Genomic DNA, 25,482 nt, shown 5'->3' with positions numbered 1-25,482 from the left:
AGCCTAGTATCATTTTTAATCATCTCTAGTCGTGAAGCGCTGGTCATGCGCGATTTCTTATTGATTTTCCGTACCTTTGCAGGCTGAAATTACCCCTGTGATACCATGAGTTTGATTCAAGAAATCCAAAAGCGGAAAACCTTTGGAATTATAGCACACCCTGATGCTGGAAAGACCACCCTAACCGAAAAGATGTTGCTTTTTGGCGGTGCAATCAAGACAGCGGGGGCCGTTAAGTCAAATAAAATCGATACAGCTACCAAGTCGGACTGGATGGAGATCGAGAAGCAGCGGGGAATCTCGGTAGCTACCTCGGTGATGGGGTTTGAGTACAAAGGTGTAAAGATTAACCTGCTCGATACGCCCGGTCACCAGGACTTTGCGGAGGATACCTACCGGACCCTTACTGCCGTGGATTCCGTGATCATGGTTATAGACTGCGTAAAGGGAGTCGAGATACAGACGGAGAAACTGATGGAGGTTTGTAGAATGCGAAACACGCCGGTAATTTGCTTCATCAATAAGTTGGACCGGGAGGGAAGGGATCCCTATGAGTTGTTGGACGAGGTGGAGGAGAAACTATCCATTCAGGTGCGTCCCCTGTCATGGCCCATTTCGATGGGGAAATCCTTTAAGGGGGTGTATAATTTATACGACAAGCAGCTCAATCTTTTTACACCAAGTCAGCGGAAAATCACCGATGACCGCATGACCATCGAAGATTTGTCCGATAGCCGTTTGGATGAGTACATCGGAACCACCCTGGCCAATCAGTTGCGCGAGGATGTGGAGTTGATAGAGGGAGTTTATCCTGACTTTGATACTGCAGAGTATCTTCAAGGGAAGGTTGCTCCTGTCTTTTTTGGTTCAGCAGTGAACAACTTTGGGATTCAGGAAATGTTGGACACGTTCATCAAAATAGCCCCTACCCCCAGAAGCCGTCAAACGGAAGCAAGGGAAGTTAAGCCGGATGAGGATCAGTTTAGCGGGTTTATCTTCAAGATACACGCCAATATGGACCCGAAACACCGGAACCGAATTGCCTTTTTGAGGATCTGTTCCGGTAGGTTTGAGCGTAACAAGCCCTACAATCACGTTCGTGGCACCAAAGCATTGCGGTTTTCGAATGTCACATCCTTTATGGCACAGGATAAGGAGATTGTCGACGAGGCTTTTCCGGGAGACATTGTGGGATTGTACGATACCGGTAACCTAAAGATCGGCGATTCGCTTACCGAGGGGGAAGACCTGCATTTCAAGGGGATCCCTAGTTTTTCGCCCGAGATTTTCCGGGAGGTGGTGAACAAAGATGCCATGAAGACCAAGCAGTTGGAAAAGGGACTTCAGCAACTTATGGAGGAGGGAGTAGCCCAGTTGTTTACCTTTGAAATAGGTGCCCGAAAGGTGGTGGGCACTGTGGGGCAACTTCAGTTTGAAGTGATCCAGTTCCGATTGAAGAATGAGTACAATGCGACAGCGGATTTTGTTCCTATGAACCTATACAAAGCCTGTTGGATTCATAGTTCGGACCGGAAGAAGCTGGATGAGTTTATTCGTTCCAAGCAGCGGCACATCGCTCGGGACAAGGATGGAAAGTTGGTGTTCATGGCCGAAAGCAAGGCTTGGCTGCAAATGGTTCAGGATAATTTTCCGGAAATTGAATTTCATTTTACTTCTGAGTACTGACCGGAGATCTATCTGGATTTGAGTACCTTTACACCTGCAAGCAGACATTGACCTATGAAGAAGCCTTTTAATGTAATCTACGAAGATAACCACCTGCTCATCGTCAATAAAAGGTCGGGGGTCTTGGTTCAGGGCGATAAGACTGGAGATAAAACGCTTACCGATTACTGCAAGGATTACATTGCAGAGAAATACCAGAAGCCTGGCGAGGTGTTTTTACATCCGGTACATCGGATTGACCGTCCAGTGAGTGGCATAGTGGTGTTTGCCCGGACGTCCAAATCCCTTGAACGGATGACGGCACTGTTTAGAAAGCGGGATATTCACAAAGTCTATTGGGCGGTGGTGAAGCGCAAGCCCAACGAAGAAAAGGGTAAGCTGACTCATTGGTTGGTAAAAGATGAACAAAAGAACGTAGTGACCGCGTACGACCGGGAAGTTCCAGGGGCAAAAAAAGCAGAGCTCAATTACAAGAGGTTGGGTCAACTGAACGAGCATTGGCTCTTGGAGGTGAGGCCTATAAGCGGGCGACCCCATCAGATTCGGGTGCAGCTTGCATCATTGGGCTGTCCCATCCGAGGTGATGTAAAGTACGGGTTTCCCAAGCCAAATCTGGATGCCAGCATTAACCTGCATGCTTTCCACCTGGTATTTGACCATCCAGTCAAGAAAGAGCGGCTTTATATCAGGGCGGCACTTCCAGAGGAGTCTTTCTGGGAGCAATTTTTGGAATTTGAAGAGGTAAGGGCCAAGGATCAGCATTTGGACCGTACTTTTAGTGGCTGAGTTTTTGTGTACCCTTTGAAAAATTGAAAAATATGATTGGAGCGATTGGAAGGGTATGTCTGTTTTTTGTCCTAACCTTTCCGGTAACGGGGCAGGATCAGGGTGTTTTTTGGGAGATTTCAGGAAATGGTCTTTCTAAGCCCTCGTATTTGATGGGCACGGTCCATCTGTTGTGTGAGGATGAGTTGCAGCTAGGGGGCGTATTGACCGAAAAGCTGGCTGGCTCGAAGGCCCTGATTTTGGAAGTTGATCTGGACGATCCAAACCTCGCCATCTCCATGATGTCAAAAATGCATAACGAGGGTGGAGAATCTATAACGGATTATTTGTCGGATGGCGAATATAAAGAGATCCGTAACCTGCTGATGGAGCGCACCGGTGTGGATATTGGGATGTTAAAAAAGCTTAGACCTTTTATGCTGATGTCATTGATTTACCCAAGTTTATTGGAGTGCGAGACAAAGTCCTACGAGTCCGAGCTAATGAAATTGGCCAAGTCTACGAAGGCCGAAATTCACGGGCTGGAGTCGGTAGATGATCAGCTATCGGTATTTGATCAGATTCCTCTCGATGAACAATACCGGAGTTTTTATGAGTATGCGATGGACTTGGATAAAGGGAGGGTAGAATTTCAACGGCTGATCAAAGCCTATAGGGATGAAGACATAGAATTGCTGGTAAAGATGGTGTCTGAAAGTCCGGAGTACCGAGATTACCAAGACATCTTATTGGACAATAGAAATCTGAACTGGATCGAGCCCATGGGCAAATGGATGCGGGAGGGTCCTGTATTCTTCGCTGTAGGGGCAGGACACTTGGGCGGGGAGAATGGTCTTATTCAACTACTGAAAAACGAAGGGTACCGTCTCAAGCGAATCGAACGAAAATAAGCAGAGACGCTTCAACAGGATGTGCCGAGTGGGTAACTTTTTGTGTCAGGATTTTTGACGGAAGAAATGCCAAATTCCCACGATGCTAATGGCCAAAAAACAAAAAATAAGGATGAAGTCTGTGTTGGATCGGGAAGCATCGTGAATGGCTTCGTAGAGGTTTTCGGCAAAGATCCCTGATGAAAATGCCAGTGTAGTTCTGGGAAGCATGCCCCAAAGACCGAACCAAAGAACCCGCTTTAACCCCGTGCCAAGTAGTGCAAAAAGTATGTTTGAAAAGGCAAAGGGGATAGCGGGACTGATTCGTATAAAAAAGATCAAACTTCCGATTTGTTGCCGCTTGGTGTCGATGGCTTTTCTGGCTTTTGGGTATTGCTCGAGCAGTGGGTCCAGCATGTCAGCGCTAACCGATCTTCCTGCTAGGTAGCCTAGCGCAGCAGCAAGGGTGTATGCGGCAATAAGGTACGGAAATGCTTGCCAGCCCCAAATATATCCCGAAAGAATCGCTAGCAGGGTGGTTGGAATCAGGGCAAAGCCCATGCTACAAGCAGTCACAGCGACGAATATCCCTATTGACAGAAGAGAATCCAGTACCGGAACGGTCCATTGGTCATAGTTTACCAGCAGGTATTGGATGCTGAGCAAGGATCCGACACTAGGAATCACAGCGACCCAAGCCAAGGCCCAAAAGAATTGAGGGTTACGCTGGGAAATGTCCCTCATACGTTTGAAAAAAGTCGGTTTTTTCTCCATCTTTGGACAAAACTAGTAAAGTTTTGCCGAACCCTCTGTGTGGAAGCAGCAATCAAATTTGTTTCGGCACGTTGCTTGTAGCAGTACTATCAGAACACAGGGAATTGGTCACGAGGTACCTGTAGTCAAGCTATGGGTATAAAAAAGCGAGGCCTCTACTACCTTTGAAAAAAAGAAACATGAAATTTGCAACCAAAGCGATACACGCAGGCATAGCTCCTGATCCCTCTACAGGGGCAATTATGACCCCGATTTTTCAGACGTCCACCTATGTGCAACAGGCACCCGGAGATCACAAAGGGTACGAATACTCCCGTACTCACAACCCTACTAGGACCACCCTGCAGGATAACCTCGCAGCATTGGAGAACGGTAAAATTGGGCTGTGTTTTGCCTCGGGAATGGCCGCAATTGACGCGATTTTGAAGCTGTTGAAGCCCGGCGATGAAGTCATTAGTACCAATGACCTGTACGGAGGAACCTACCGGATTTTTACCAAGGTTTTTGAGAAATATGGAATCAAGTTCCATTTTGTTTCCATGGAGCGTGTGGAGGATTTGAATGAGTACATCAATGAAAAGACCAAATTGATCTGGGTAGAGACACCGACTAACCCCATGATGAATATCATCGACATCGCAGGTATTGCCGAGATCACAAAAGAGCGGGGTGTATTGTTGGCGGTGGATAATACCTTTGCCACTCCTTTTTTGCAGACTCCGCTAGACTTAGGAGCGGATATCGTGATGCACTCCGTGACCAAGTACCTTGCTGGACATTCCGATGTGGTCATGGGTGCGATCGTAGTAAATGACGAGCAATTGGGGCAGGAGTTGGCGTTTTTGCAAAATGCCTGCGGTGCCGTGCCAGGTCCCCAAGATTGCTTTCTGGTCCTGAGGGGCATCAAAACGCTCCATATAAGAATGGAGCGGCATAGTCAGAATGGAAAGACCATTGCGGCCTTCTTGGTTAACCATCCGAAGGTTGAGCGTGTGTACTGGCCGGGTTTTGAGGTTCATCCCAACCATCAGATAGCGCTGAAGCAAATGAAGGATTTTGGTGGGATGATATCCTTTACCCTGAAGGACAATCGTACGGAAGCTGCTTTCAAGGTAATGGAGCATTTGCATCTTTTTTCTTTGGCGGAATCCCTAGGGGGCGTGGAGTCGCTATGTGGACACCCAGCCACGATGACCCATGCCAGTATTCCAAAGGAAGAAAGAGAGAAAGTAGGCTTGGTGGACTCGTTGATCCGCTTGAGTGTAGGGATAGAGGATGCAGAGGATCTAAAGCGGGATTTAGCCGCTGCGTTGGATGTATTGTAGGAAATGACTCTTTATTGAAATACTTTGGTAAACAGTACATCGCTCATGTTGATTACGTCATTCGTGAGCGCTTTGTGTTGTTTTTTTGTGTGTTTGGCCAGGGATAGGTATTTCTTTTCCAACTGTTCTTTGTCCCGCAGATAGTGGATGAAATGTTGAAAAAAAAGGTGGTTTTGGTACCAGGCGTATTTCGACAAGGTAAGCGTATTGATCTTTTCGTGTACTGGAAAAGTAAATACGGGGTTCAGCCCACCACTCATGCGTACCCTTTCGAGTAGGATGATTTTTTGCAGGCTTTCATACACATTCTTGATGGATTGAGGATCTGGTTCATTCTTAACGTCAAACTGAGAAAAGTCTATCTCCTCGTTGATGATTTGGTTGCTAGAGGTGTTAAGCTGAAGCGGTGTGAGATTTTTGGTGTAGTTATATACCGTAACATAGAGATCCTCCCATATTTTGAGTGGTGCAGCTACGATGGTATCAAAAACATCGTTGTAGATGGACTTCTTATGTTTGTCGATTTCGTCTAAATAGGAAGGGTAGGATTCTTTGAGTGCCTCCTGGTAGAGTAGCAACTGTTGTTCGATAAGTTTGATATGGTGGATTTTTTTGGTATTCCGGAAAATGAGATCGAAAGGACTAAAGAGCTTGAGGCTGAGCGTTTTTTCTTTGAAGTGGATTTTGCCCAGCAGTTCGAGAAACGTCTGGAAGAAGAATAATTTTTCTTCCAAGGCAATGGCTTTTTTGGAACGTATTTTACGGGTTAAATCCTCGAAAAGAGACTTCCCTTCCTCCAGTTGCACCTCAAAGAGTTTCAGTACTTTTACCTTATGTTCCTCCATAGCTATTCGTGGATTTTGACCAAAGTTGCCCCGTAGCCAAAGTTACTTTTATGGGTGTCTTTGAAATAGTTGATGTGGTTTAATTGACTTAGGTAGCGGTGGATTTCTTTCCGTAGTACGCCGTTTCCGATCCCATGGATAAAGGTGATTTCATCCATGCCTGTAGCGATGGCGTAGTTCAGGTTTTTTTCAAACGCCTCCATCTGTATCTTGAGCTTATCTGAGTTGCTCAGAAATTCATGTTCACTACTGAGTTTTTCAATATGAAGATCAATTTCCCGCTCCGGCCGGCTAAACTGCTGGCGGAGGGGTTTGTCCACCGCGTTTTTTGGGTTGAGTTCTTGATTCAGCTTTTGCACGTCTAAATCGGACACAGTTTGGTCCAATTGGAACACATAGCCCTCTTTCTCCAATACCGGTGCCCTGCCTTTGCTTTTGAAAAAGGAAGAGGCCTTGAATTTCACCTTTCGTTCGAATGGTTTTGTTGTTTTTTCAAGGCGGAAATTGATAGGGATGATCTGTATTAGCAGTGCCGGCCATTCTTCGAAAAGCTTGATGGATTTCTCTTCCACCATGTGTTGGGACTTTGCCTTGGCTACGCCCGCACCCAGTGTTTTGGAATTTTCGCCGTGCACTTCAGATACGGCATACAGCACATCCTTGTTCAGGTTATTGACGAGGTAAACTCCGTGGTTGTGGTCGTTAAAAGGAATGTAGGCCAAGTACAAGCCTGTTCCGGCATCGGTAGCGGCTTTCGCAGTTTTAGGCTGCCAGGTGGTAGTTGGTGTTTTTTCGGATCCAAAATACGTGGATTCCACCTCACTTATTAGAACCACTTCCGATTTTAGTGCGGGGATACGAAATCCTTCCTCTATTTCTATCTCCACTTCACCCCCTGGCAGGATTTTCGTGATAGTGCCTTCTTCTTTGCCGTGAAGCAATCTTACTTTATCTCCTACGTTCATGTGTTCTTTTTGGATTACCTGAAATCAGGGTTTCGAATGTAAAGAACATAAAAAATCTCTAAAAGTAAACGGTTTTCGGCAAGAGGATACAAAAACTCCCGGTATGGAATATACAGTTCGGGGCTAAAGGGCCGCTTTATAGGTTTCCAGGGCGCGCTCCCGTGCAAATTTATGATCAACTATCGGCTTGGGGTAATTTGGCGAATTCCACTCGGGAACCCATTTTTGGATGTATTTTCTGTCTTTGTCGAATTTCTCCTGCTGCGAGGTGGGATTAAAAACCCGGAAGTAGGGTTGGGCGTCTGTGCCGGTACCCGCCGCCCATTGCCAGCCCCCGTTGTTGGAGGCCAATTCAAAGTCCAGTAGTTTTTTTGCGAAGTAAGCTTCTCCCCAGCGCCAGTCAATCAATAGGTGTTTGGTCAGAAAGCTAGCCGTGATCATGCGTACCCGATTGTGCATGTAGCCCGTGGCGTTAAGTTCCCTCATCCCCGCGTCCACGATGGGGTATCCGGTATTCCCAGTGCACCATGCTTGAAATTCCTCCTCATTATTTCTCCAGGGAATGTGGTCGTATGCCGGTTTAAATGCTTGGTTGACTACTTGAGGGGCATGATAGAGGATCATCATGTAAAACTCCCTCCATATCAGTTCGTTCAGGAAGGTTTCATTTAGCGGCATGGCTTCGGATACCAACTTACGGATACTAATGGTTCCGAAGCGAAGGTGTATGCCGAGCCTGGAAGTGCCGGGCTTTGCCGGAAAATTCCGCGTTTCATCGTAATGTTGGATCAGTGGGCGGTTGATTTCCAAAGGAGGGATGGAAATAGTAGCTTCTTGAAAGCCTATTTCATCCAATGAGGGCAGGGGGAAGGGCTGGGTATGAAAGAAGCTGTTTCTTTTGGGATCCAACTGCACTTGGCTGAGTTTGGTCGCTTGCAAGCGCTGTTTCCAACTGCGGCTGTAGGGTGTAAATACCTTATAGTGCTGACCGCTATCGGTCAGTATCTCGTCTTTTTCGAAAATTACTTGGTCTTTGAAATCCAAAAAGGAGATTCCCTTGGCTTTCAGTAAGTTGCTTACAGCTTTATCTCTTTCCCGAGCATAGGGCTCGTAGTCCCGGTTGGTGTACACGCATTGAATGTCGTATTCACCTAGTAACGACTGGTAGACACTGAGTGGACTGCCGATTTTTACCAACAAGCTACTGCCAAATGCTGCCAACTCCCGCTGTAGTCTTTGCAGTTGTTCATGGATAAAAGTAACCCGGGCATCCTGTTTGTCTTCCAGTTTTTCCAGAATTTCCGTGTCAAAGATGAACAACGGCAGCACATTCACTTCTTGTGTATAGGCGTAATAAAGGCCGTAATTATCTTCCAGCCGGAGGTCTCTTCTAAACCAAAATACCGTAACCTTTTCCATCTCTTATAAATCAACCCGAGTCAAAAATGTTTGCGCGTTATCGAAAATCAGCAGGCCTGTCTAAGATCTGAATGGCGGGTCTCTCCAACTCGGGATCCGGCTTGAAAAGATCTGGCGCCAGTTCATCCAGTTTGATTTCGAAATTGTACCGGAGTGAGTTGTCATCGTCTATAAATTGCTGCGGCGTGCGACTTCTTCTGCTGAGGTTCTGGAAGAGTTCTCTAAAGGAACTGAACAGTAAATTCTGTGATACGGAAACCCCATAGGTGTTTGGGGCCCGGTTATTAATCGCCAATGCCGTCAGGGTATTGAAGTTATTGCGGTTGTAAACCCTCACTCGGTAACGACCATCCTCGGTTAGGAGGTATTCGGCCTGCCAATCTCCCGCAATGGTATTGAAGTCAGCATTCCCCTGAAGGTCTGTAAACCCTCCGTCACGGGTAACCCGCAGCCGTCCATCCAAAAATGTGTAGGCAACGCGCAACTGAAACGTTTCCAGCGCGGTTTCATCCAAGGCAGTGAGGTCGAAGTCTATTTCGAGGTTCTGATCCACCTGCGCAATGAGGCTATTCAGTTGGGAAGAAACCAATTGACTCAGGTTGGAAAATCCTATTCCTGCACCGCTGAACTGGCCCGGCGGGGAAAACCGCCGAAGCATGATGAGGGAAAACACTTGCCGGTTTTTTTCCTGCTCGTCATTTGCCAATCGGTTCTGGAAGGCCGAAATGGTCGTTTGGAGTTCGCTGCCCTCTGGGAAGGCCGAAAAGTCAAAAGCAAAACCAATATCGGGCGAGAGAAGCTGGCCTTCAAGGTTCATGATCACCTTTACCGGATACCTGCGTTTTAGCTCGGCAGTTTCAAATTCGGAGGCATTGGGGTTGTTTTGCAAACCAATCATCGATACATTTTCTTCGTAACTCGCTCGAATATTCATGTTTCCCTGATAGGGATCACCAAACCAGGTGATGCGGCCACCCGGCTCGATCACAAATCGTTTGTTGATAATGTTGTACAAGGAGAAATTGTATAGCGCATCGACGATTTCATACGTGCCGGTCATGTTGAAATTTCCCTGCGTATCCACGTTGAGATTTAGCACACCCCGTCCACGCCCTTGGATATTTTCTCCCGTTCTAGGGTCGATTTGAATCTCCAAGTATGCGTTGGGGTTTAAATCCAGGTTTAGGTTCAGGTTCAGATTGCTGATGGCGGAGTTTTGGCCGCGACTGCCGGTACCTGCATGGGCAGTGGTGTCGTATACATTGATAAAGGTGATGAAATCCTCTTGTACTTGGGCATCGCTGCTGCTTAGTGGGATAAAAATGCGTGTATTTGGTTGGGAGGTAGCGTTAGCTGTAATTTCAAGGTTGTTGAAGGCCCCAAATACAGCGACGGTACCGGTGGCAAAGGCGGTTCCATAGAACAGTTCGTTGTTGGCCAGTGTGGTATTTAGTACCTGCATGTTGGTAAGGGAGGCATTGACGTCAACGATAAAGTTGGAGAAATTATCGTGGGTGAGTCCTCCGGATAGGGTCGCCCGGTTGTTGTTGATGTCCCGAAGCGTCACCGCTCTAAAGCTGATTTCGTTTGGGTCAAACAAGACTTCTCCGTCTGCCAGGTATTGGGTGTTCAGGTAGTTGAATAAAAACCGCCCTGCCGAGAGTGTACCCTGCCCAGTAACCTCCGGCTTTCCCAGAGTACCCTCTACCTTTAACCTCCCACTGGCTGTACCACTTAGATCGGAAAGCAGCCCCTGCAAAAACGGTTCGGCGATCGCGAGGTTGGTTTCTTCAAATATGGCCACCAAGTTCAGTTCGTTGTCAAAATCACCGACAGTACCCCTTACCTCGATGGATTTTTTGTTTTCACGGAAATTGTCAATTTGTACATAAATGGACTCGTCTTCAAAAAATGCCGACGCATCGATATCACCGATCAAGAAATCGTTTAAATGGATATCCCGTATATTCAGATAGCCCTCAGAGCCATCTTTGCGTTGATATTCCGTCAAGATCAATGCACCATTTGCCACACCTTCGTAGCGCATCAGCCCAAAGGAATTCAGAAAGTCCAAGCTTAGGTCATTTATTTTGATATCCAATGATTCGGAAGGATTGGCGTTGATTTTACCATTGGCAGAGATGTACTGGTCTTCGTGGAATAATTTCACGTTGTTGAAAGCCACTTCGTCGTTTCTAAGGTAAATACTGTTATCGGTAACAAACTCCCAGTAATTATCCAAAAGCTTGATGTCTGATGGTTCCAAGGTGATCATCGTGTTGCCTGGCTCCAATTTGATTTCACTGTTGATCCGCAGGTAGCTGTCAGTGGCTAGCTGATCCAGGCCTACCCGAAGGTCTATAGTGGATTCACTCCAGATGGCTTCGGTGGCCAGGTTGTGGAAAGTCAGGCTCGATCCCAATTGCTGCCGCTTGGAATAGAGGTAAAAGGCCGCCAAGACGTCGGAAGAATTTTTTCGCTTAGCCGTGTTGAAGTCTATGTTGTTGTCAAAAAAGTAATTGCCGTTGAAATAGATGGTGTCAATGGCTGCGAAAAAATTAAAAACGGTGTTTTCTGCTGTCTGATAGAAAGCTCCCTCCAAGGAGGTCTGATGCGAAATGTACAGGGAAGGCTCCAAGAGGTTTATGATCGGATTTGGGTCCCTTAAGTCCATGTAAATATCGATGTAGTAATCGTCGCTAGCCCCGGGAAGTCGTTTTTTGGTGGGTTCATTGGTTACAATGTTCAGGTAGTCCTCCCATAATTCCTGCACGTCCGTTACGAGCTCCGCCACTTGAAATTTCCCGGATATGCCGGCTACCAGCAGGTCGGAGTTTAATGAAATGACCCGGGATTCGTCGGTAAACAAGGACTGAAACAGAAAATAGTCCAGAAATAGGTCCCTGCCCTCGTAACTGATCAGTACATCCCTAAACCGGGTCACTCCTTCGATATTGTCGAGCTCTATACCCTTTGTGTCAAGCTCAAAGCTTCCACTTAAAAAGAGGTTGTTTTTCGTGATATTCAGTTCCTGTAGGAACGCCGTATCCAACTTGAGGATCAGGTTTGCGGAGTCCTTTTGGTTTCGTAAGTCCAGCGTGCCGTCCACATCCATCACCAGGTTTGGATCTTTGATTTTTAGCTGCCCGGTAAAGAGTTCCTTTCCGAAGGTAGCGTTGGTGGTTATACCCGAATAGTTGTAGTTGTTGATGCCGAGGTTGCGGAAGTTGGCATCCAGTTCGATCAACGCCGATTCCGCAGTGAGTCCAGAGCCTTTGAAGTTTCCACGGAAACTTGCCTTTTGAAAGAGTTGCCGGTCTTCCAGCAAAATACCGATATCCAGGTTGACTGCTTCCAAATTGCCTTGATAGTAGGGAGTGTTGTCGTCGGTATACCGGAAATTCACCCGACCCCGAAAGGTCCCTATACGGGTACGAAAATCACCACTAGCGGTAAATTCAGATAACAAGCCGGAAAAATCGGAATCAAAGCGGATATCCCGGAATTTATCCAGTTCTTTTTGCGCTGCGGGGCTCACATACGGCTTCAAGTCTGCACTTATCAATGTGGAGTTTACCAGGGAAAGATTGAAATAAGTTTCCGAGATTTCCGGTAGTCCCCGAATGCTGAACTTCCCAAATAACGCACTGCGCTCTCCAAATCGAAGCAGTAGCTGTTCCGATAGCAGTTCCTGAACGGTGCCATGTACCTCGCCACTTAGGTAAACCAGGTCATCCACATCCGGAAAGGTAGCCGAAAAGTATTCCAAATCTGGAAGATGCAGCACCGCTTCATCTAAATTGGCGGAGATGCGCACTTCCTCGGTGAAATTCCGCAAGCTGCGGGGACTGTCATAGCTAAAGCGCAAGTAATCTTTGATCTGTGTTTGGTTTGATCGTAGGTAAAGGTTTGCCAGTTCCATTCCGGTAGAACTATAAGTGAACTCCGTTCGTAGCTGTTGGACCGGAATACCGGAGGTAGCCTCTGTGCCTTGCAGATACTTTAGGTCAAAGGCAACTGTGTCCGAATGCACCCAAAAGTTATCTGCTATGGCTACGAGATTTCGAAATCGCAACCTGCTGTAGTCGAATGTGTTGGCAAGTAGTTGGACGTTGTAGTCGAAGATGTCCAGGGAAGTTTTTTCCAAACTGATGGCATCGATCACGAATTTAATCGCTTTTTTATCCGTTTTAGAGGTGGATGTTTTGAAGATCTGACCCAAGCGCTCCAGGAAGACATTGATGTTTAGTTGGTCGTCTCCCAGATGGGTGATGAGGTGTACATTTCCCTGCTTCAGGGAAACCTCGTCCAGTCCGGGATTTTCGGCATCCAGCAATCCTCTGATCGAAAAATCGATGTACACCTCTTCTAGGTCTGCCATGAGGCTATCCTGCAAATCGTATACGGTTACGTTTTTCAGACTTATGGCATCCCACCAGCGGATGTTTACGGCATCTATATGGGTTCGGTAGCCAGTTCGTTCGGAGATCAGGGAGGTGAAATATCCCGCGACCGTTGTTTGGATAAAGGGGATTTGCAGCAAGCCCACAGCCAACAGGAACAGGACCAAAAAGAACAGCGTTACCCTCGAAAGCAGTTTAAGTGCTTTACGTAAAATTTCCGTAACTTTCGATTTCTTTTCCAATCGTAAAATAAATGACCGTAAATATATTAGCTATCGAATCCTCATGTGATGAAACGTCAGCATCGGTGATTTCTGATGGCAAAGTACTCAATAATATTATTGCTACCCAATCTGTTCACGAGAAATATGGAGGGGTGGTTCCGGAGTTGGCATCTAGGGCACATCAGCAGCACCTGATCCCAACGATCCATGAAGCACTCAGTCAGTCGGGGATATCAAAAGCGGAGCTAAGTGCAGTCGCCTTTACCCGTGGTCCGGGACTGTTGGGATCCTTGTTGGTGGGAGGTTCTTTTGCCAAAGCCTTTGCCTTTGGTCTAGGGCTCCCGTTGATCGAGGTGAATCACATGGAAGCCCATATTTTGGCTCATTTTATCGAGGACCCCAAGCCTTCTTTTCCTTTTATTTGCCTGACTGTCAGTGGAGGACATACCCAGTTGGTGTTGGTTCGGGACTATTTAGACATGGAGGTGGTCGGAGAGACACTGGACGATGCAGTAGGTGAGGCATTTGACAAAACCGCCAAACTACTGGGTTTGCCCTATCCGGGAGGTCCCCACCTGGATAAGCTAGCTGCAGCGGGAGATCCCCATGCTTTTAGTTTTCCGGTGACCAGTATGAAGGGACTGGATTTTTCGTTTAGTGGGATCAAAACGGCGGTGTTGTACTTTCTGAGGGATAGGCTAAAGGAAGATCCTGACTTTATCAAAACCAGGATGGCGGATATCTGTGCGTCCGTTCAATTTTCCCTAATCAGTATGTTGATGCTGAAGGTGAAGAAGGCGGCAGCGACGTATGGTGTTAGTCAGATTGCCATTGCTGGGGGTGTTTCGGCCAATAGGGGATTAAGGCAAACCCTCACCGATCTGGCGGAGGAAATGGGATGGCAGGTATTTGTCCCTCGTCTGGAATATTGCACAGACAATGCGGCGATGATCGCCATGGCAGGTTATTTCAAATACCAGCGCGGGATCTTTTGTGATTTGGAGGTAAGTCCTTCGGCAAAAATGAAAATCGGAAACAATGACTAAGAAGAGTAGATTCGAGAAAATCATCAATATAAAGAATAAAAAAGCGAGTTTTGAGTTCGAATTTTTGGACAAATACGTCGCAGGAGTTTCACTAAGGGGCACTGAAATTAAGTCTCTCCGGGAGGGGAAAGTGTCCCTTACAGAGGCCTATTGCTATTTTAGGAAAGGGGAATTGTTTATCAAGCAAATGCACATAGCCCCCTATAGTTTGGCCGTTCATTATAACCACGATCCGGTTCGTGAAAGAAAACTGTTGCTTAACCGTCAGGAGTTGAATAAATTAGAAGCTAAATTTTCTGAAAAGGGTCTTTCCATTGTGCCAGTTCGTGTCTTTATCAACGACCGGGGATTGGCGAAGGTAGAGATAGCCTTGGCAAAGGGAAAGAAAACCCACGACAAGCGACAGTCTATAAAGGAAAAAGATGCAAAACGGGACCTTCAACGCATGGCCTATTGAGGATACGTTCGGAATCTGCCGAGTAAGCCTTTTGCCGGTCTATGCTTCGGCTTCTATCGGATCAGGATTAGTCAGCCAATTACTCTATGGGGAGACCTATCGATTACTGAAGGTTTCGGAGGATCGTCAATGGCTGATGATCGAAGCCGAGCGGTTTGCTGGTTCCGGGTGGATACGTGCGGTGCAGCACGACTCCCTGGGAGAGGAGGCTTTTCACCGTCTGCAACAAAATGATTTTCAAGTCACTCTATCGGCTATTGTGACCATACAGCTCTCAGGTAGACAGCTAAACCTGCTTCCAGGTAGCAACCTGTATTTTTCAGACAACGAGCTCTTTGATCTCCGGGAAAGTGTGCAAATTCAGGGTGCCTGGAAGAGCTTTTCCGAAAAATACAATCGTGATCAATTGGTTAATTTGGCAACCGCGTTTGTGAATACTCCTCTTTTTTACGGAGGAAGGAGTCTCTATGGCTTAAGTATGGCTGCATTCGTTCACCTGGTCTATAAACAAGCTGGATATACGGTTCCGGCATACCTTTCTTCTTTGTTGGATTACGGAACGCACATTGACCACGCTGAGCTGTTGCCTGGAGACTTGGTGGTCTTTAAGAATTTAGCTCAGATTCCAGACCGGGTAGGAATGTATCTGGGCAATGAAGAGCTTATCGAAATGCACGGAGCGCTGGTGATCACCCCTTTCAACCCGGATAAGGCGGTTGCCAAGCGAAACATTTCCGGTCGGAACCAAGTTCATGAATTCATCAAGCTGGTATCATTATGATGGAGCGAATGGATAAAAAAGTGTTGGTATTAAACCTAGACCATACCCCGGTTGCGGTGGTAAATGTTCAAAAGGCTATCGTACTCACCCTGTTGGAAAAGGCGACACCTATTGCCAATTTTGATCATCTACGTATACGGACGGTTGACAGGGATTTTCATTACCCTGCGGTTATCCGCTTGTACGAATACAAAAACATACCCTACCGTGGCGTAATGCTCAATAGAGTCAATTTGTACAAACGGGACCACATGAGTTGTCAGTATTGTGGATCTGCCAAAAACCTAACCATCGATCACGTAGTGCCCAAGTCGAAAGGTGGAAAAACGAGTTGGAATAATCTGGTGACAGCTTGCCACAGATGCAATACCCTGAAAGGGGACAAAACTCCAGAACAAATGGGCATGCAACTAAGTCGACAGCCCTTCAGACCTACACTCTCCTATTTTTTGGCAGAGTACGCCGAACGCCATGCAGAGGAGTGGCTGCCTTTTTTAGAGGTTAAGGTAGGGTAGGGGGTTCTTAACGTCTTGTAAGTTTTAGAATCTACCCACTAAGGCCATCTTGGGTAATTTGCATCTGGGAAAAAGAAACCTCAAACCCTTCCCCATCCGGCGAGGCTGCCATCAATCCCACAAAAATCGAATCACTTGGAGGCATGTATGCGATCCGCAACAGCTCATAATTTCTATCATCGGAAGCGTATTGGATCTCCACGAAATCGTTTTCCCTGGTTAGCTTTAGCCAAAGATGCGCTGGGTTGCCGACATAGGGGCTAACCGACCAATCGGAAAATTCCCGGGTCACCACCGCACTGACCTGTTGCTGTCCGTGTACGTATTCAATACCAGTCTTTAGCCAGTTTTTTTCGTCTTGCCGAAGCATGATGCCGGCTTGGTCGTAGAGATCTCGGTAGCTACCGGAGATTTTGATCTTGATTTCAAACTTTCCGAAAATCTCCGTATAAAAAAAATGTCCATTGTCCCGGATAAATCCGTAATGCGTTTTTCTCCAAAAGTCCGTTTTGGCATCCGTAATCATTGAGCAGGCAGTTTCGGTGAGCTTCCAACGTTTCGGTTCGTTGATCCACGTAAATTTCTCGAACATAGAAGATCGGTTTTGTAAAAGCTAATACCTGTAAACAATAGGATCGGGCCATCCTTCCAAAACGATTTGCACACTGTTCAGATCAGCCACCTGTATTAGGGTAAGGTCAACCCGTAGGGTGCGTGAATGGGTTTGCGCGCAATCACCCGCTTCTTCCATATACAATCGTGCCCAGCGGGTCGGAGGGAAGCTCTCGGCTACTCGATCGTCAAATACCAACGCAGCTTCCCGGTTTCCGTCACATCCCTGATACGAATAGCGGATCTCCAGGCAGCCAGATAGCATAGATGCCTGTGTAACCTGTACGTCGTTACCGAGTTGTACATAAAGCGCATTGTCTACCGTAGGGAAGGCATTACAGGCAATTAGTTCATCCTCCTCACCGCAGGAAAGCTGAATTCCTATCAAAAAGATACCTACTACTAATCGGTACAGGTTCATCGAGTGTGCATTATTTTCGTCTTAGATAAAGTTCTCCTTTTCCTGCCAGCGTGCCCATGTCTTGGCGTAGCGTAAGGTCAGTAGCACTTTTGAATATCGCTTCCATTTCCAGTGCGTAGACGTTGTCGCAGCAATCCTGCGTTTTTTTGACCTCCGTAACACGAAAGGTTCCTCCTGGACCATAACTAAACTTCCCAGTTAGGGCATTTGCGTCTAGTTTCAGGATAAAGGTGGAATCACTTAGAAACGCCAGCCTGTACTTTATGGGGCTGGAATGCATCGCCGCAGCAGTTTCTGGCATATACCCTGTCACCTCCCAATGGGTGTGGGCAAGTGATTGGATTTGCGGAGGTTCTTCGTCCGACTGACAAGCATAGGCTAACAGGCCGAGTGCCAGCAGCACAGGGGTGAATTTTTTGATCATGGTAAAATAGGAGTTGGTTTAGTCTTCAACTACCAGACGCAAAAATCCTACCCAATGCTACATTTCGAGCTAAAATTTTCCGCAATTATTCATCCAGCTCAAAGGAAAAGGGAGCGAAAGCGTCCTCCCCCCATGCTAAATGCCGGGTGCTGGGTGAAATAGCGAACAGCGGAGAGAAGGTGCGTACAGCTACCCGATTGCCCTGAAACTCCAGCAGACGTAACCAGCCATCTCCTCCGTTTCCATGCCATCCTCCGCCTAGTGCCTGGGCATTAAAGGTCATTTGGTGGACCTTCTTTCCACCTGCATTGATATCGGTTCGGAATCCGACGTGGCCGGATTTGTCATCGGGTGCGCCAATGTGTCCAGAAAAGACCAATTGAATGTTTTTGGATGGCTTTACCAGTTTTTCCCAGATTGCTTTTCCGTAGTTACGGTCCGTGATGGAATAGCCTTCTGTCTCGATATGGTTACTGTTTCTGTCCAAGTACGAATGAGCCAATAAGATGACGGTATGGTTTTTATACGCATCTTTGTTTACAGTTTCGATCGCCCATTGCAGCATCGCCTCCCTAGGTGCAAACTCAAGCACCAAAATCAGGAATTTTCTTCCTTCAGGAGAGGTGAATTCATAGGTAGCGTTGGTCAAGGTAGGCATTCCGTCTTCATCCAAAGCGACATCGCGGATCATTTGCTGGTTGTGGTGGTTTTTTTCCAGGGGAAAGTACCTGTTATAGGAAGTCTGTCTGTTTTCAATGTTGACGATGCCAAAATCATGGTTTCCCGTGGTGGCAATCACAGGGACCTTAGCGTCAATAGTGGCGAAGGACCGGGCAACGGCCTCCCATTGTTGGATGCCGGTCTGATTGGCCACTTTACCGTCGGGATTCATCAAGCCGTTTTGTTCTACCAGATCACCCACATGAAGCACCAACTTTACATGTAACGGATCAATGTGTTCGTCCAACCAGTTTACCATGAGATCCAGGATAGGCTGGTTCCGTTTGAACTTCACATAAGATTGCGTGTCGGGGATCAAAACTAGGGACCAAGCGTCTTCCTTTTCGAGAGCAGGGGCTTGAAAAAGCTGGTTTTGGGCAGAAGCTGAGAGTCCAAACCAAATAAAAGCCAGGCAATACGCCAACACGATGCGATAGTTCATTTTTTTTGTAGGTTTTTGTATGGTTAAAGATAGCATTTTCCCGTACTGCCACCTCTTTGTTTTTTCCGAGCGGGATTTTTTCTATTTTAGGCAAGCCAAAATACCCGTTTTTATATACACATGATTTCAGAAACCTCCGATCACACGTCTATCACACCGGCCAGCCGCCGCTCTTTTCTCCAAAAGATTACCGCCTTAGGATCTCTCAGCTTGCTACCCACAGCAGGACTCATGGCACAAAACGAAGATGAGCCCCTGGAGGTACAGGCCGGCCCCTATCTGCAAAATGTCCTGCATGACGAAGCAACGATCATGTGGATTACCAACCGTAATTGTTTCAGTTGGGTGGAATACGGTGACGGGAATCACCTGCACCGGAAGTTTTTTGATGTGCACAACGGACTGATTCAGGCCAATAATCGGGTAAATAAGATCAAACTCAAAGGAATTAAATCCGGGAGGTCCCACAAATATCGGATTGTTTCCACAGAGATTGTCCGGGTCAGCGGTTCACAGTTTCACTTTGGGACCACCTATACAAGCCCTGTTTACTCCTTTCAAACCCCGGCTGCCGATGAGTCCAGTTTTCGTATGGTCGTATTTAACGATCACCACGAACGGCCTCAAACCATCCCGGAACTGCTGTACCGTTTTGGCTACAAAGGGAATGAAAAGGACTTTGATCTGGTGGTGTTCAATGGGGATGTGTTTGACAATACGGAATCCGAGGAGCAGGTTGTTCAACAGTTTTTACGCCCCTGTGTGGATATTTTTGCCAAAGAGACCCCGTTTCTCTTCGTGCAGGGCAATCACGAAGTGCGCGGTGCTTTTTCCCGGCAGATCCCCGATTATTTTTCCTTTGTAGACGAGAGGTTTTACCATGCATTCAACAGAGGGCCTGTCCGCATCATTGTGCTGGATGGAGGAGAAGACAAGTCAGACGACAATTGGGAATACAGGGGCTTGGTGGCATTTGATCCCTACCGGGAGGTACAGCGCGAATGGCTGCGTAGGGAAATTCAGTCGGAGGCCTTTAAGCAGGCGACATTTAAGGTGGTGCTGATACATATACCGCTGTGGCATTCCGGAGATTGGCACGGGCCTACGCATTGCCGGGAGATGTTTGGGGACCTATTGGAACAAGGCGGGATTGACCTGATGCTGTCCGGGCATACCCATCGCTACGGTATACATCCTCCGGATGCCGATCACAGCTATCCGGTGATGATTGGAGGCGGGCCAGTGGCTGGTAACCGGACGCTGATCAAAGTAGTCTGCACCCGAGAAAATGTACAAGCCACCATGGTAAAGGATGATGGTGAGGTAATCGGCGAACTGAATCTAAAGCCCAAAAAAAAGCGCTGAAGGATTTCCCTTCAGCGCTTCTAATAGAATAAGCGTATGTACTTATTTTTTATTTGCTTCTTCGTCCATCTTTTCTTTCAAAGCAGACAAGGCATCCAAATCACCAAGGGTAGATTTTTCTGCTGCTGGCGCAGCGGATTCGGTTCCCGTTGGTTTCTTCTTCGCAGGCGCTTTCTTGCCTTTCAGTGAAGCATCTTCCTTAAAGGTAGCCGTGTGCGAAAGCACAATACGCTTGTCATCTTTGGAAAACTCGATCACTTTGAAGTCTAGGGCCTCGCTAGCTTCTGCTTGAGAACCGTCTTCCTTCTCCAGGTTTTTGGTGGTGGCAAAGCCCTCCAAACCATAGGGAAGTTCAAGGATAGCTCCTTTGTCGTTTTTAGAGATGATGGTACACTTGTGGTCAGAGCCTACAGGGAATACGCTCTCGAAGGTATCCCAAGGGTTTTCTTCGAGTTGCTTGTGACCCAATGCCAATCTTCTGTTGTCCAGATCCAGTTCCAATACCACTACGTCCAATTCTTCGTTTACTTTCACGAATTCGGAAGGGTGTTTGATTTTCTTGGTCCATGACAGGTCCGACACGTGCACTAAACCGTCGATTCCTTCTTCCAGTTCCAAGAACAGTCCGAAGTTGGTCAGGTTTCTTACGATGCCTTTGTGCTTGGTTCCTACAGCATATTTTGCTGCCATCTCCTGCTTGGTCCAAGGATCCTCGGTAAGCTGCTTGATACCAAGGGACATTTTTCGGTCGTCTTTGTCCAAGGTAAGTACCACTGCAACGATTTCGTCACCTACTTTTACAAAGTCGGCAGGGTTGCGCAGGTGCTGAGACCAGGACATTTCGGACACGTGGATCAATCCTTCTACACCGGGAGCCAATTCCAAGAATGCGCCATAATCTGCCACGTTCACGATCTTGCCTTCCACTTTGGAACCTACTTCTAGGTTAGCAGAAAGCGAATCCCATGGATGCGGAGTAAGCTGCTTCATGCCGAGGGAGATACGCTTCTTGTCATCGTCGAAGTCAAGTACCACAATCTGAACTTTGTCGTCCAGGTTAAGCACTTCTTCGGGATGGTTGATACGTCCCCAAGAGATGTCGGTGATATGCAGAAGTCCGTCTACACCACCCAAGTCGATGAACACACCGAAGTTGGTCATGTTTTTGATCACTCCTTCCAACACCTGACCTTTTTCCAGGTTGTTGAGGATTTCTGCTTTTTGTTTTTCCAGATCTTTTTCGATCAGGACTTTGTGTGAAACGACTACGTTATCGTTAGCGTGGTTGATTTTCACCACTTTCACTTCCATTTTCTTACCCACATAGATGTCGAAATCGCGGATCGGTTTCACGTCTATCTGAGATCCTGGCAAGAAGGCTTCCACACCGTAGATGTCTACGATCAGACCACCTTTGGTTCTTCTTTTCACCAATCCTTCGATCACGTTGTCAAATTCCAACGCGTCTTCGATCAGTTGCCAGGCTTTCACCATTTTGGCTTTTTTGCGGGAAAGCACAAGCTGTCCCAGGGAGTTTTCCTGTTCTTCGATAAACAGTTCCACTTCGTCACCTATTTTGAGGTCTTCCAGGTCGCGGAATTCACTCAAGGGTACCAATCCGTCGGACTTAAAGCCGATGTTGATGATGACATCCTTGTCGTTGATGCCTACGACGGTGCCCGTGATGACCTCCTTCTCGGTGATCTCGTTGAGGGTTTTGTCGTAGAGCTTCTCCATTTCGGCACGCTCTGCTTGGGTATAGCCTTCACCAAATCCTTTGGTTTCGTACTTGTCCCAGTTAAAATCTTCGTTGTTTGGCATAATACGCAATGACCCTGAAAATCAACAACCCTAGGGTCTTCAGGTTGAGGGTTTTAGTTGTTTTAGATTCCCGATAAAGGGCCGCTCACCCGAACGGACTGCAAATTTACAATTATTTTCAGGAATCGAAATAGCTTAGGGACAAAAAGTTAGGGGATTGTATGCAGTTGATAAATGAGGATGGAGCTTGTTCTGTTTTAACTTTTTGCCATATCAGTGCGGTATTGTCCGTAGGGGATCGTATACGGAGAACTTCAGATAATAACTTTGAGGTGGAAATTGGCAGACTAGTTTTCGTTGGCCTTAGATTTTAAGTTACTGAATTTGGCATGCGGATTCCTTTGGATTCCAGAAAGGTTGGGTAAATTTGATAAAAATGGCTTGTAAAGATGCTGAAAAAAAGTGATCAATCAGCTGCATGCCAAGTGGACCGATCCGGAAAATGAGGTGGTGAAGCGTATGGGGATGTTTAAGGAAAGGAGTCCGGAGATCTTGAAGGTGATATTGGAATCTTAGTCTGAATTTTTTGAAATGAAAAAAAGAAAGCTGAAAATATGGTTGAGTGCCACAGATTTACTTCCTCGGGATTTGGGGCAGATAATATCATTTTTGCCCAACTATGAAATAATTTATAATCAAGACCTAATAAATAAGGCTGGGGCAAGGTTCAGTTTGGAAAATCATTTATCCAAGCTAGAAAAATGTGATTTGTTTTTGGGTTTGATTAATCCAAAAAAATGAGCATATCTGTTGCCACAGAGGAAAATATCCCACTCATGGAAATTGAAAAAGCTATTGAATTGGGAATACCCTATTGGTATGCTGTACATCGCAATGTTACTTTCACCAGGCATTTGCTCAATGATTTAGTTTTGAAAGACGGAGTAACGCAGTCATCCAATAAGAATGTTTTTGATATTCGGACTGTAGACATCTACAACGAGATTAAAAGCAAAAGTTACAAAAAACGTAATCATATAGTGCTTACAGATTTTTTCAGGCTTTCAACTTTTTTAGATAAAGTGAATCAAAACATCGTTGAAGGTAAAAAGCATAAGAAAGCTCAGGAATTAATGCTGGCTTCGACTGTGTATGGTTTTGAAGATCAACTCTCGAAAATCATTTCAGACCTCGAATTGAAGAATTTTAGGATTTTAAATTCCTACTATGGAAGTATCAAAGTCAATCCAAAACTTTCAAACTTAGAAAACTGCATAAATTCGGTTGTGAATACAGATTTGTTTATTGGTATTGTTCGTCCTTACTACGGAACAGGAAATATCAGAAACAAAGATGCGGTAAAGGTAGAGGATAAAAACATAACCTTTGAAGAAATCAGAAAAGCAATTGATCTTGAAAAACCGAGGTGGTTTTATGTGCATCGGGATGTGGATTTTTGTTCAAAAATTCTTGAACACATTGAAGTCAAAGTGACCTATGAAGAGAAGCAAGAAGGAAAGGTAAAAAATAGAAATATTCTTAAGTCAAATAAAGACATCGATCCTAGAACAATCGACCTATACAGTTTTGTGATAATGGATCATGGAATTAATGTGGCAATGAGGAATGGTAACTGGGCACAGGAGTTTCTGGTAATGGCAGAAGCCCAAAGGTATATTCAGACCCAGTTTCAAGACTCTGAATTTATTGAATCACTTCTAAAGGGAACGCGAAATGGAAGATAGCTTTATCATAAAGAATTTATTAGATCAACCTGAAGGGGAGCGTCTTGAGTTAAAGGCAGGTATTGATTATGATGCCATATCCAAAGTAATCACGTCATTTATTAATACCAAAGGAGGTGATTTGGTAATTGGAGTAAATGAAGATAAATCGGTTTCTGAAATTGGAATTGATGAGTCTACTAAAATGAAAATAATGAACTTCTTGATTCAAGAAATCAGACCCATCGCGCCGATTTTCGCAAACATTTTCCCTTACAAGAAAAAGAATGTAATGTTAATTTCGGTTTGGGAAGGGGCTGAAAAACCATATTATTTTAATAACACCATTTATATCCGGCAGGGTTCTCAGACCAGAACCAGCTCTGGTAAATCAATTTCCGCATTGTTAGACCAACAGGTAGAGTCAGAGCAAAGATGGGAGCGACAGGCAGTATTGGGCGCTAGCCTTGATGATTTAGATATTGATGAAGTTCAGAACTCAATCAATACGTATAGGAACTATAGTTCCAATGAAGATTTCAGCAATTCGGAGAAATTTTTAATAAGTCGTGGCCTTATTGTAAATGGCAATATTACCAATGCCTGTATGATTTTGTTTGGGAAAAACCCAACTCAATTTATTCCTCAGTCAATTATTAAGTTTGTGGTACATCCAGGAACAACATCGGGTGATAGTTTTAAAGAGAACAAGATTTATAATGGAAATCTATTTAGTAATGTCAGGAAAATTTTGTCGGATTTCGACACTTTTATCGGTAAAGAAAATGTAATCGAGGGTGTTTATAGAACAGAAAAAAAGAGATATCCGGAGAAAGCATTGCGTGAAGGCTTACTTAATGCAATAGTACACAGAGAGTATGGTGCTAGCCAGTCTTTTTTGGTCATAGAATTATTTTCAGACCGATTAGTTGTAAGGAACTATGGTGGGCTTCAAAATAATATGACTGTAAATGATTTGAAAACGGAACATAATTCAATACTTCGTAATCCTGACATTGCTCAGATGTGTTTTTATAACAATTTAATTGAAATGTTGGGTACGGGTACGCTCCGTATGATAAGAAACTGTAAGGAAGAAGGTTTTAAGATTCCTAGGTGGAAAAATGCCAACAATATTTTAGAATTAACTTTTCCAGATGTTAAACATCAATTTGAGGGAATAACTGAGGGAATAACTAAGTTGGCAGGTGAGGGAATAAGCGAGGGATTAATAGAGGGAATAACCGGACGAGTAATGGAATCAATGATTCAAATAGTTTTACTGATACTGACTGAAAAAAGTCTGAGAGCTTCTGAAATTGCGGAGAAGTTGGACAAGTCTTATAAGACCTTAGAACGTCATATTTCTCTTCTCAAACGACTTGGAGTTATTGAGTATAAAGGTTCAAAGAGAGCCGGAGGTTACAAAGTATCAGAGAGATTTATGACAAAAACAGGTGGTTACTATATCAAAGAATAATAAGAGCTACAGGAAAACATGAAACTATCCATCCGTTTTTTTGATGACCGTGAGGTACGGGCCGTTTGGGACGATGAAGGTTCCAAATGGTGGTTTAGTGTATTGGATATTATTGGTGTACTTAATGATGAACCCGATTATACGAAAGTCCGAAACTACTGGAAGTACCTGAAAGCAAAGTTTAAAAAAGAAAATAATGAAGTGGTTAGTGTCACTACCCAGTTTAAATTTTTAGCACCAGATGGCAAAAAGCGTCTTGCAGATATGCTGGATAGTGATGGAGTTATAGCTCTCGCCAAAAGGTTTCCCAATAATAAGGCGATGAAGTTTCTGGATTGGTTTTTATAAAACGACACAAGCATTGACCGGCAAAGCAAGAAAAAGGGCTATACCCTTTTTGAAAGCGACGTCACCGAATTGGTTTCACAGATAGTGCTT

The 25,482-nt window shown here is 45.6% G+C and carries 22 protein-coding genes; 12 read left to right on the top strand and 10 right to left on the bottom strand.

The window, feature by feature from the left end; all coding sequences use genetic code 11:
• Window positions 1-105 precede the first annotated feature (105 nt).
• Genes JJU34_RS12275 through JJU34_RS12265 form a run of 3 tightly spaced genes read left to right on the top strand, consistent with a single transcriptional unit; the run spans window position 106 to window position 3,362 of the window.
• Complete coding sequence (locus tag JJU34_RS12275; protein ID WP_228692669.1) at window positions 106-1,686, top strand: peptide chain release factor 3; 1,581 nt, start codon at window positions 106-108, stop codon at window positions 1,684-1,686.
• A 54-nt stretch (window positions 1,687-1,740) separates the two neighbouring features.
• Window positions 1,741-2,472 carry an RluA family pseudouridine synthase gene (locus JJU34_RS12270; RefSeq protein WP_228692668.1) on the top strand — a complete coding sequence of 244 codons (732 nt, stop codon included), beginning with the start codon at window positions 1,741-1,743 and terminating at the stop codon, window positions 2,470-2,472.
• A gap of 32 nt (window positions 2,473-2,504) precedes the next feature.
• Window positions 2,505-3,362 carry a TraB/GumN family protein gene (locus JJU34_RS12265; protein ID WP_228692667.1) on the top strand — a complete coding sequence of 286 codons (858 nt, stop codon included), beginning with the start codon at window positions 2,505-2,507 and terminating at the stop codon, window positions 3,360-3,362.
• A 45-nt stretch (window positions 3,363-3,407) separates the two neighbouring features.
• Here JJU34_RS12265 and JJU34_RS12260 read toward each other — a convergent pair whose 3' ends face one another.
• Complete coding sequence (locus JJU34_RS12260) at window positions 3,408-4,085, bottom strand: VTT domain-containing protein (protein WP_228692666.1); 678 nt, start codon at window positions 4,083-4,085, stop codon at window positions 3,408-3,410.
• Between the two features lie 209 nt (window positions 4,086-4,294).
• Here JJU34_RS12260 and JJU34_RS12255 point away from each other — a divergent pair, with 209 nt between their 5' ends.
• Complete coding sequence (locus tag JJU34_RS12255; protein WP_228692665.1) at window positions 4,295-5,440, top strand: cystathionine gamma-synthase; 1,146 nt, start codon at window positions 4,295-4,297, stop codon at window positions 5,438-5,440.
• Window positions 5,441-5,451: 11 nt separating this feature from the next.
• Here JJU34_RS12255 and JJU34_RS12250 read toward each other — a convergent pair whose 3' ends face one another.
• The 4 genes from JJU34_RS12250 to JJU34_RS12235 all read right to left on the bottom strand — a co-directional run bounded on the left by JJU34_RS12250 (window position 5,452) and on the right by JJU34_RS12235 (window position 13,314).
• The gene (locus JJU34_RS12250) at window positions 5,452-6,285 is read right to left on the bottom strand and encodes a hypothetical protein (RefSeq protein WP_228692664.1); all 834 of its coding nucleotides are present in this window, start codon (window positions 6,283-6,285) and stop codon (window positions 5,452-5,454) included.
• A 2-nt stretch (window positions 6,286-6,287) separates the two neighbouring features.
• Complete coding sequence (locus JJU34_RS12245) at window positions 6,288-7,250, bottom strand: DUF2027 domain-containing protein (RefSeq protein WP_228692663.1); 963 nt, start codon at window positions 7,248-7,250, stop codon at window positions 6,288-6,290.
• A 123-nt stretch (window positions 7,251-7,373) separates the two neighbouring features.
• On the bottom strand, window positions 7,374-8,669 hold the full coding sequence (locus tag JJU34_RS12240) for a deoxyribodipyrimidine photo-lyase (RefSeq protein WP_228692662.1): 1,296 nt from the start codon (window positions 8,667-8,669) through the stop codon (window positions 7,374-7,376).
• Window positions 8,670-8,706: 37 nt separating this feature from the next.
• Window positions 8,707-13,314, bottom strand: a complete 4,608-nt coding sequence (locus tag JJU34_RS12235) for a translocation/assembly module TamB domain-containing protein (RefSeq protein ID WP_228692661.1) — start codon at window positions 13,312-13,314, stop codon at window positions 8,707-8,709.
• A gap of 11 nt (window positions 13,315-13,325) precedes the next feature.
• Between JJU34_RS12235 and tsaD the strand changes: the two genes are divergently transcribed.
• From tsaD to JJU34_RS12215, 4 genes are read left to right on the top strand one after another with little or no spacing between them, the layout of a single operon-like run.
• Window positions 13,326-14,342 (top strand): tRNA (adenosine(37)-N6)-threonylcarbamoyltransferase complex transferase subunit TsaD, encoded by a 1,017-nt coding sequence (gene tsaD / locus JJU34_RS12230; RefSeq protein ID WP_228692660.1) that lies wholly within the window; start codon window positions 13,326-13,328, stop codon window positions 14,340-14,342.
• Window positions 14,335-14,799, top strand: coding sequence for an SsrA-binding protein SmpB (gene smpB, locus JJU34_RS12225; RefSeq protein WP_228692659.1), 465 nt, complete (start codon window positions 14,335-14,337; stop codon window positions 14,797-14,799). The genes tsaD and smpB overlap by 8 nt, the downstream gene beginning before the upstream one ends.
• Window positions 14,765-15,580, top strand: coding sequence for an NlpC/P60 family protein (locus JJU34_RS12220; protein ID WP_228692658.1), 816 nt, complete (start codon window positions 14,765-14,767; stop codon window positions 15,578-15,580). The genes smpB and JJU34_RS12220 overlap by 35 nt, the downstream gene beginning before the upstream one ends.
• 8 nt (window positions 15,581-15,588) lie before the next feature.
• Window positions 15,589-16,095, top strand: coding sequence for an HNH endonuclease (locus JJU34_RS12215; RefSeq protein WP_228692693.1), 507 nt, complete (start codon window positions 15,589-15,591; stop codon window positions 16,093-16,095).
• Between the two features lie 31 nt (window positions 16,096-16,126).
• Here JJU34_RS12215 and JJU34_RS12210 read toward each other — a convergent pair whose 3' ends face one another.
• The 4 genes from JJU34_RS12210 to JJU34_RS12195 form a co-directional block, all read right to left on the bottom strand.
• Entirely contained in the window at window positions 16,127-16,687 is a 561-nt protein-coding gene (locus tag JJU34_RS12210; RefSeq protein WP_228692657.1) for a DUF1349 domain-containing protein, read from the bottom strand.
• Between the two features lie 21 nt (window positions 16,688-16,708).
• Complete coding sequence (locus JJU34_RS12205; RefSeq protein ID WP_228692656.1) at window positions 16,709-17,128, bottom strand: hypothetical protein; 420 nt, start codon at window positions 17,126-17,128, stop codon at window positions 16,709-16,711.
• A gap of 10 nt (window positions 17,129-17,138) precedes the next feature.
• The gene (locus JJU34_RS12200; RefSeq protein ID WP_228692655.1) at window positions 17,139-17,552 is read right to left on the bottom strand and encodes an META domain-containing protein; all 414 of its coding nucleotides are present in this window, start codon (window positions 17,550-17,552) and stop codon (window positions 17,139-17,141) included.
• An 85-nt stretch (window positions 17,553-17,637) separates the two neighbouring features.
• Window positions 17,638-18,714 (bottom strand): metallophosphoesterase, encoded by a 1,077-nt coding sequence (locus JJU34_RS12195; protein ID WP_228692654.1) that lies wholly within the window; start codon window positions 18,712-18,714, stop codon window positions 17,638-17,640.
• Window positions 18,715-18,834: 120 nt separating this feature from the next.
• On the opposite strand from JJU34_RS12195, the gene JJU34_RS12190 reads away from it, so the two are divergent.
• The gene (locus JJU34_RS12190) at window positions 18,835-20,079 is read left to right on the top strand and encodes a metallophosphoesterase (protein ID WP_228692653.1); all 1,245 of its coding nucleotides are present in this window, start codon (window positions 18,835-18,837) and stop codon (window positions 20,077-20,079) included.
• A 42-nt stretch (window positions 20,080-20,121) separates the two neighbouring features.
• Here JJU34_RS12190 and rpsA read toward each other — a convergent pair whose 3' ends face one another.
• Window positions 20,122-21,900 (bottom strand): 30S ribosomal protein S1, encoded by a 1,779-nt coding sequence (gene rpsA / locus JJU34_RS12185; protein WP_228692652.1) that lies wholly within the window; start codon window positions 21,898-21,900, stop codon window positions 20,122-20,124.
• Window positions 21,901-22,637: 737 nt separating this feature from the next.
• On the opposite strand from rpsA, the gene JJU34_RS12180 reads away from it, so the two are divergent.
• The 3 genes from JJU34_RS12180 to JJU34_RS12170 are packed head-to-tail and all read left to right on the top strand — an operon-like array spanning window position 22,638 to window position 25,392.
• Window positions 22,638-23,585: a DUF4062 domain-containing protein gene (locus JJU34_RS12180; protein WP_228692651.1), complete on the top strand. Its 948-nt coding sequence runs from the start codon at window positions 22,638-22,640 to the stop codon at window positions 23,583-23,585.
• Window positions 23,575-25,044: an ATP-binding protein gene (locus tag JJU34_RS12175; RefSeq protein ID WP_228692650.1), complete on the top strand. Its 1,470-nt coding sequence runs from the start codon at window positions 23,575-23,577 to the stop codon at window positions 25,042-25,044. The genes JJU34_RS12180 and JJU34_RS12175 overlap by 11 nt, the downstream gene beginning before the upstream one ends.
• Window positions 25,045-25,062: 18 nt before the next feature.
• Window positions 25,063-25,392: a BRO family protein gene (locus tag JJU34_RS12170; protein ID WP_228692649.1), complete on the top strand. Its 330-nt coding sequence runs from the start codon at window positions 25,063-25,065 to the stop codon at window positions 25,390-25,392.
• Window positions 25,393-25,482 lie beyond the last annotated feature (90 nt).

Origin of the sequence: Lunatimonas sp., assembly GCF_020832325.1 — a bacterium.
GTDB lineage: Bacteria > Bacteroidota > Bacteroidia > Cytophagales > Cyclobacteriaceae > Lunatimonas.
The sequence above is the reverse complement of the archived record's forward strand: the minus strand, read 5'-3'. Positions and strand labels throughout refer to the sequence as shown.

What these genes read in the sequence shown, in the direction of transcription:
- JJU34_RS12245 (WP_228692663.1), bottom strand. Translation starts at nt 7,250, where the DNA reads ATGAACGTAGGAGATAAAGTAAGATTGCTTCACGGCAAAGAAGAAGGC.
- JJU34_RS12265 (WP_228692667.1), top strand. Translation starts at nt 2,505, where the DNA reads ATGATTGGAGCGATTGGAAGGGTATGTCTGTTTTTTGTCCTAACCTTT.
- JJU34_RS12170 (WP_228692649.1), top strand. Translation starts at nt 25,063, where the DNA reads ATGAAACTATCCATCCGTTTTTTTGATGACCGTGAGGTACGGGCCGTT.
- rpsA (WP_228692652.1), bottom strand. Translation starts at nt 21,900, where the DNA reads ATGCCAAACAACGAAGATTTTAACTGGGACAAGTACGAAACCAAAGGA.
- JJU34_RS12180 (WP_228692651.1), top strand. Translation starts at nt 22,638, where the DNA reads ATGAGCATATCTGTTGCCACAGAGGAAAATATCCCACTCATGGAAATT.
- JJU34_RS12250 (WP_228692664.1), bottom strand. Translation starts at nt 6,285, where the DNA reads ATGGAGGAACATAAGGTAAAAGTACTGAAACTCTTTGAGGTGCAACTG.
- JJU34_RS12260 (WP_228692666.1), bottom strand. Translation starts at nt 4,085, where the DNA reads ATGAGGGACATTTCCCAGCGTAACCCTCAATTCTTTTGGGCCTTGGCT.
- JJU34_RS12240 (WP_228692662.1), bottom strand. Translation starts at nt 8,669, where the DNA reads ATGGAAAAGGTTACGGTATTTTGGTTTAGAAGAGACCTCCGGCTGGAA.
- JJU34_RS12210 (WP_228692657.1), bottom strand. Translation starts at nt 16,687, where the DNA reads ATGTTCGAGAAATTTACGTGGATCAACGAACCGAAACGTTGGAAGCTC.
- JJU34_RS12215 (WP_228692693.1), top strand. Translation starts at nt 15,589, where the DNA reads ATGGATAAAAAAGTGTTGGTATTAAACCTAGACCATACCCCGGTTGCG.
- JJU34_RS12275 (WP_228692669.1), top strand. Translation starts at nt 106, where the DNA reads ATGAGTTTGATTCAAGAAATCCAAAAGCGGAAAACCTTTGGAATTATA.
- JJU34_RS12220 (WP_228692658.1), top strand. Translation starts at nt 14,765, where the DNA reads ATGCAAAACGGGACCTTCAACGCATGGCCTATTGAGGATACGTTCGGA.
- JJU34_RS12175 (WP_228692650.1), top strand. Translation starts at nt 23,575, where the DNA reads ATGGAAGATAGCTTTATCATAAAGAATTTATTAGATCAACCTGAAGGG.
- JJU34_RS12190 (WP_228692653.1), top strand. Translation starts at nt 18,835, where the DNA reads ATGATTTCAGAAACCTCCGATCACACGTCTATCACACCGGCCAGCCGC.
- JJU34_RS12270 (WP_228692668.1), top strand. Translation starts at nt 1,741, where the DNA reads ATGAAGAAGCCTTTTAATGTAATCTACGAAGATAACCACCTGCTCATC.
- smpB (WP_228692659.1), top strand. Translation starts at nt 14,335, where the DNA reads ATGACTAAGAAGAGTAGATTCGAGAAAATCATCAATATAAAGAATAAA.
- tsaD (WP_228692660.1), top strand. Translation starts at nt 13,326, where the DNA reads ATGACCGTAAATATATTAGCTATCGAATCCTCATGTGATGAAACGTCA.
- JJU34_RS12200 (WP_228692655.1), bottom strand. Translation starts at nt 17,552, where the DNA reads ATGATCAAAAAATTCACCCCTGTGCTGCTGGCACTCGGCCTGTTAGCC.
- JJU34_RS12205 (WP_228692656.1), bottom strand. Translation starts at nt 17,128, where the DNA reads ATGAACCTGTACCGATTAGTAGTAGGTATCTTTTTGATAGGAATTCAG.
- JJU34_RS12195 (WP_228692654.1), bottom strand. Translation starts at nt 18,714, where the DNA reads ATGAACTATCGCATCGTGTTGGCGTATTGCCTGGCTTTTATTTGGTTT.
- JJU34_RS12255 (WP_228692665.1), top strand. Translation starts at nt 4,295, where the DNA reads ATGAAATTTGCAACCAAAGCGATACACGCAGGCATAGCTCCTGATCCC.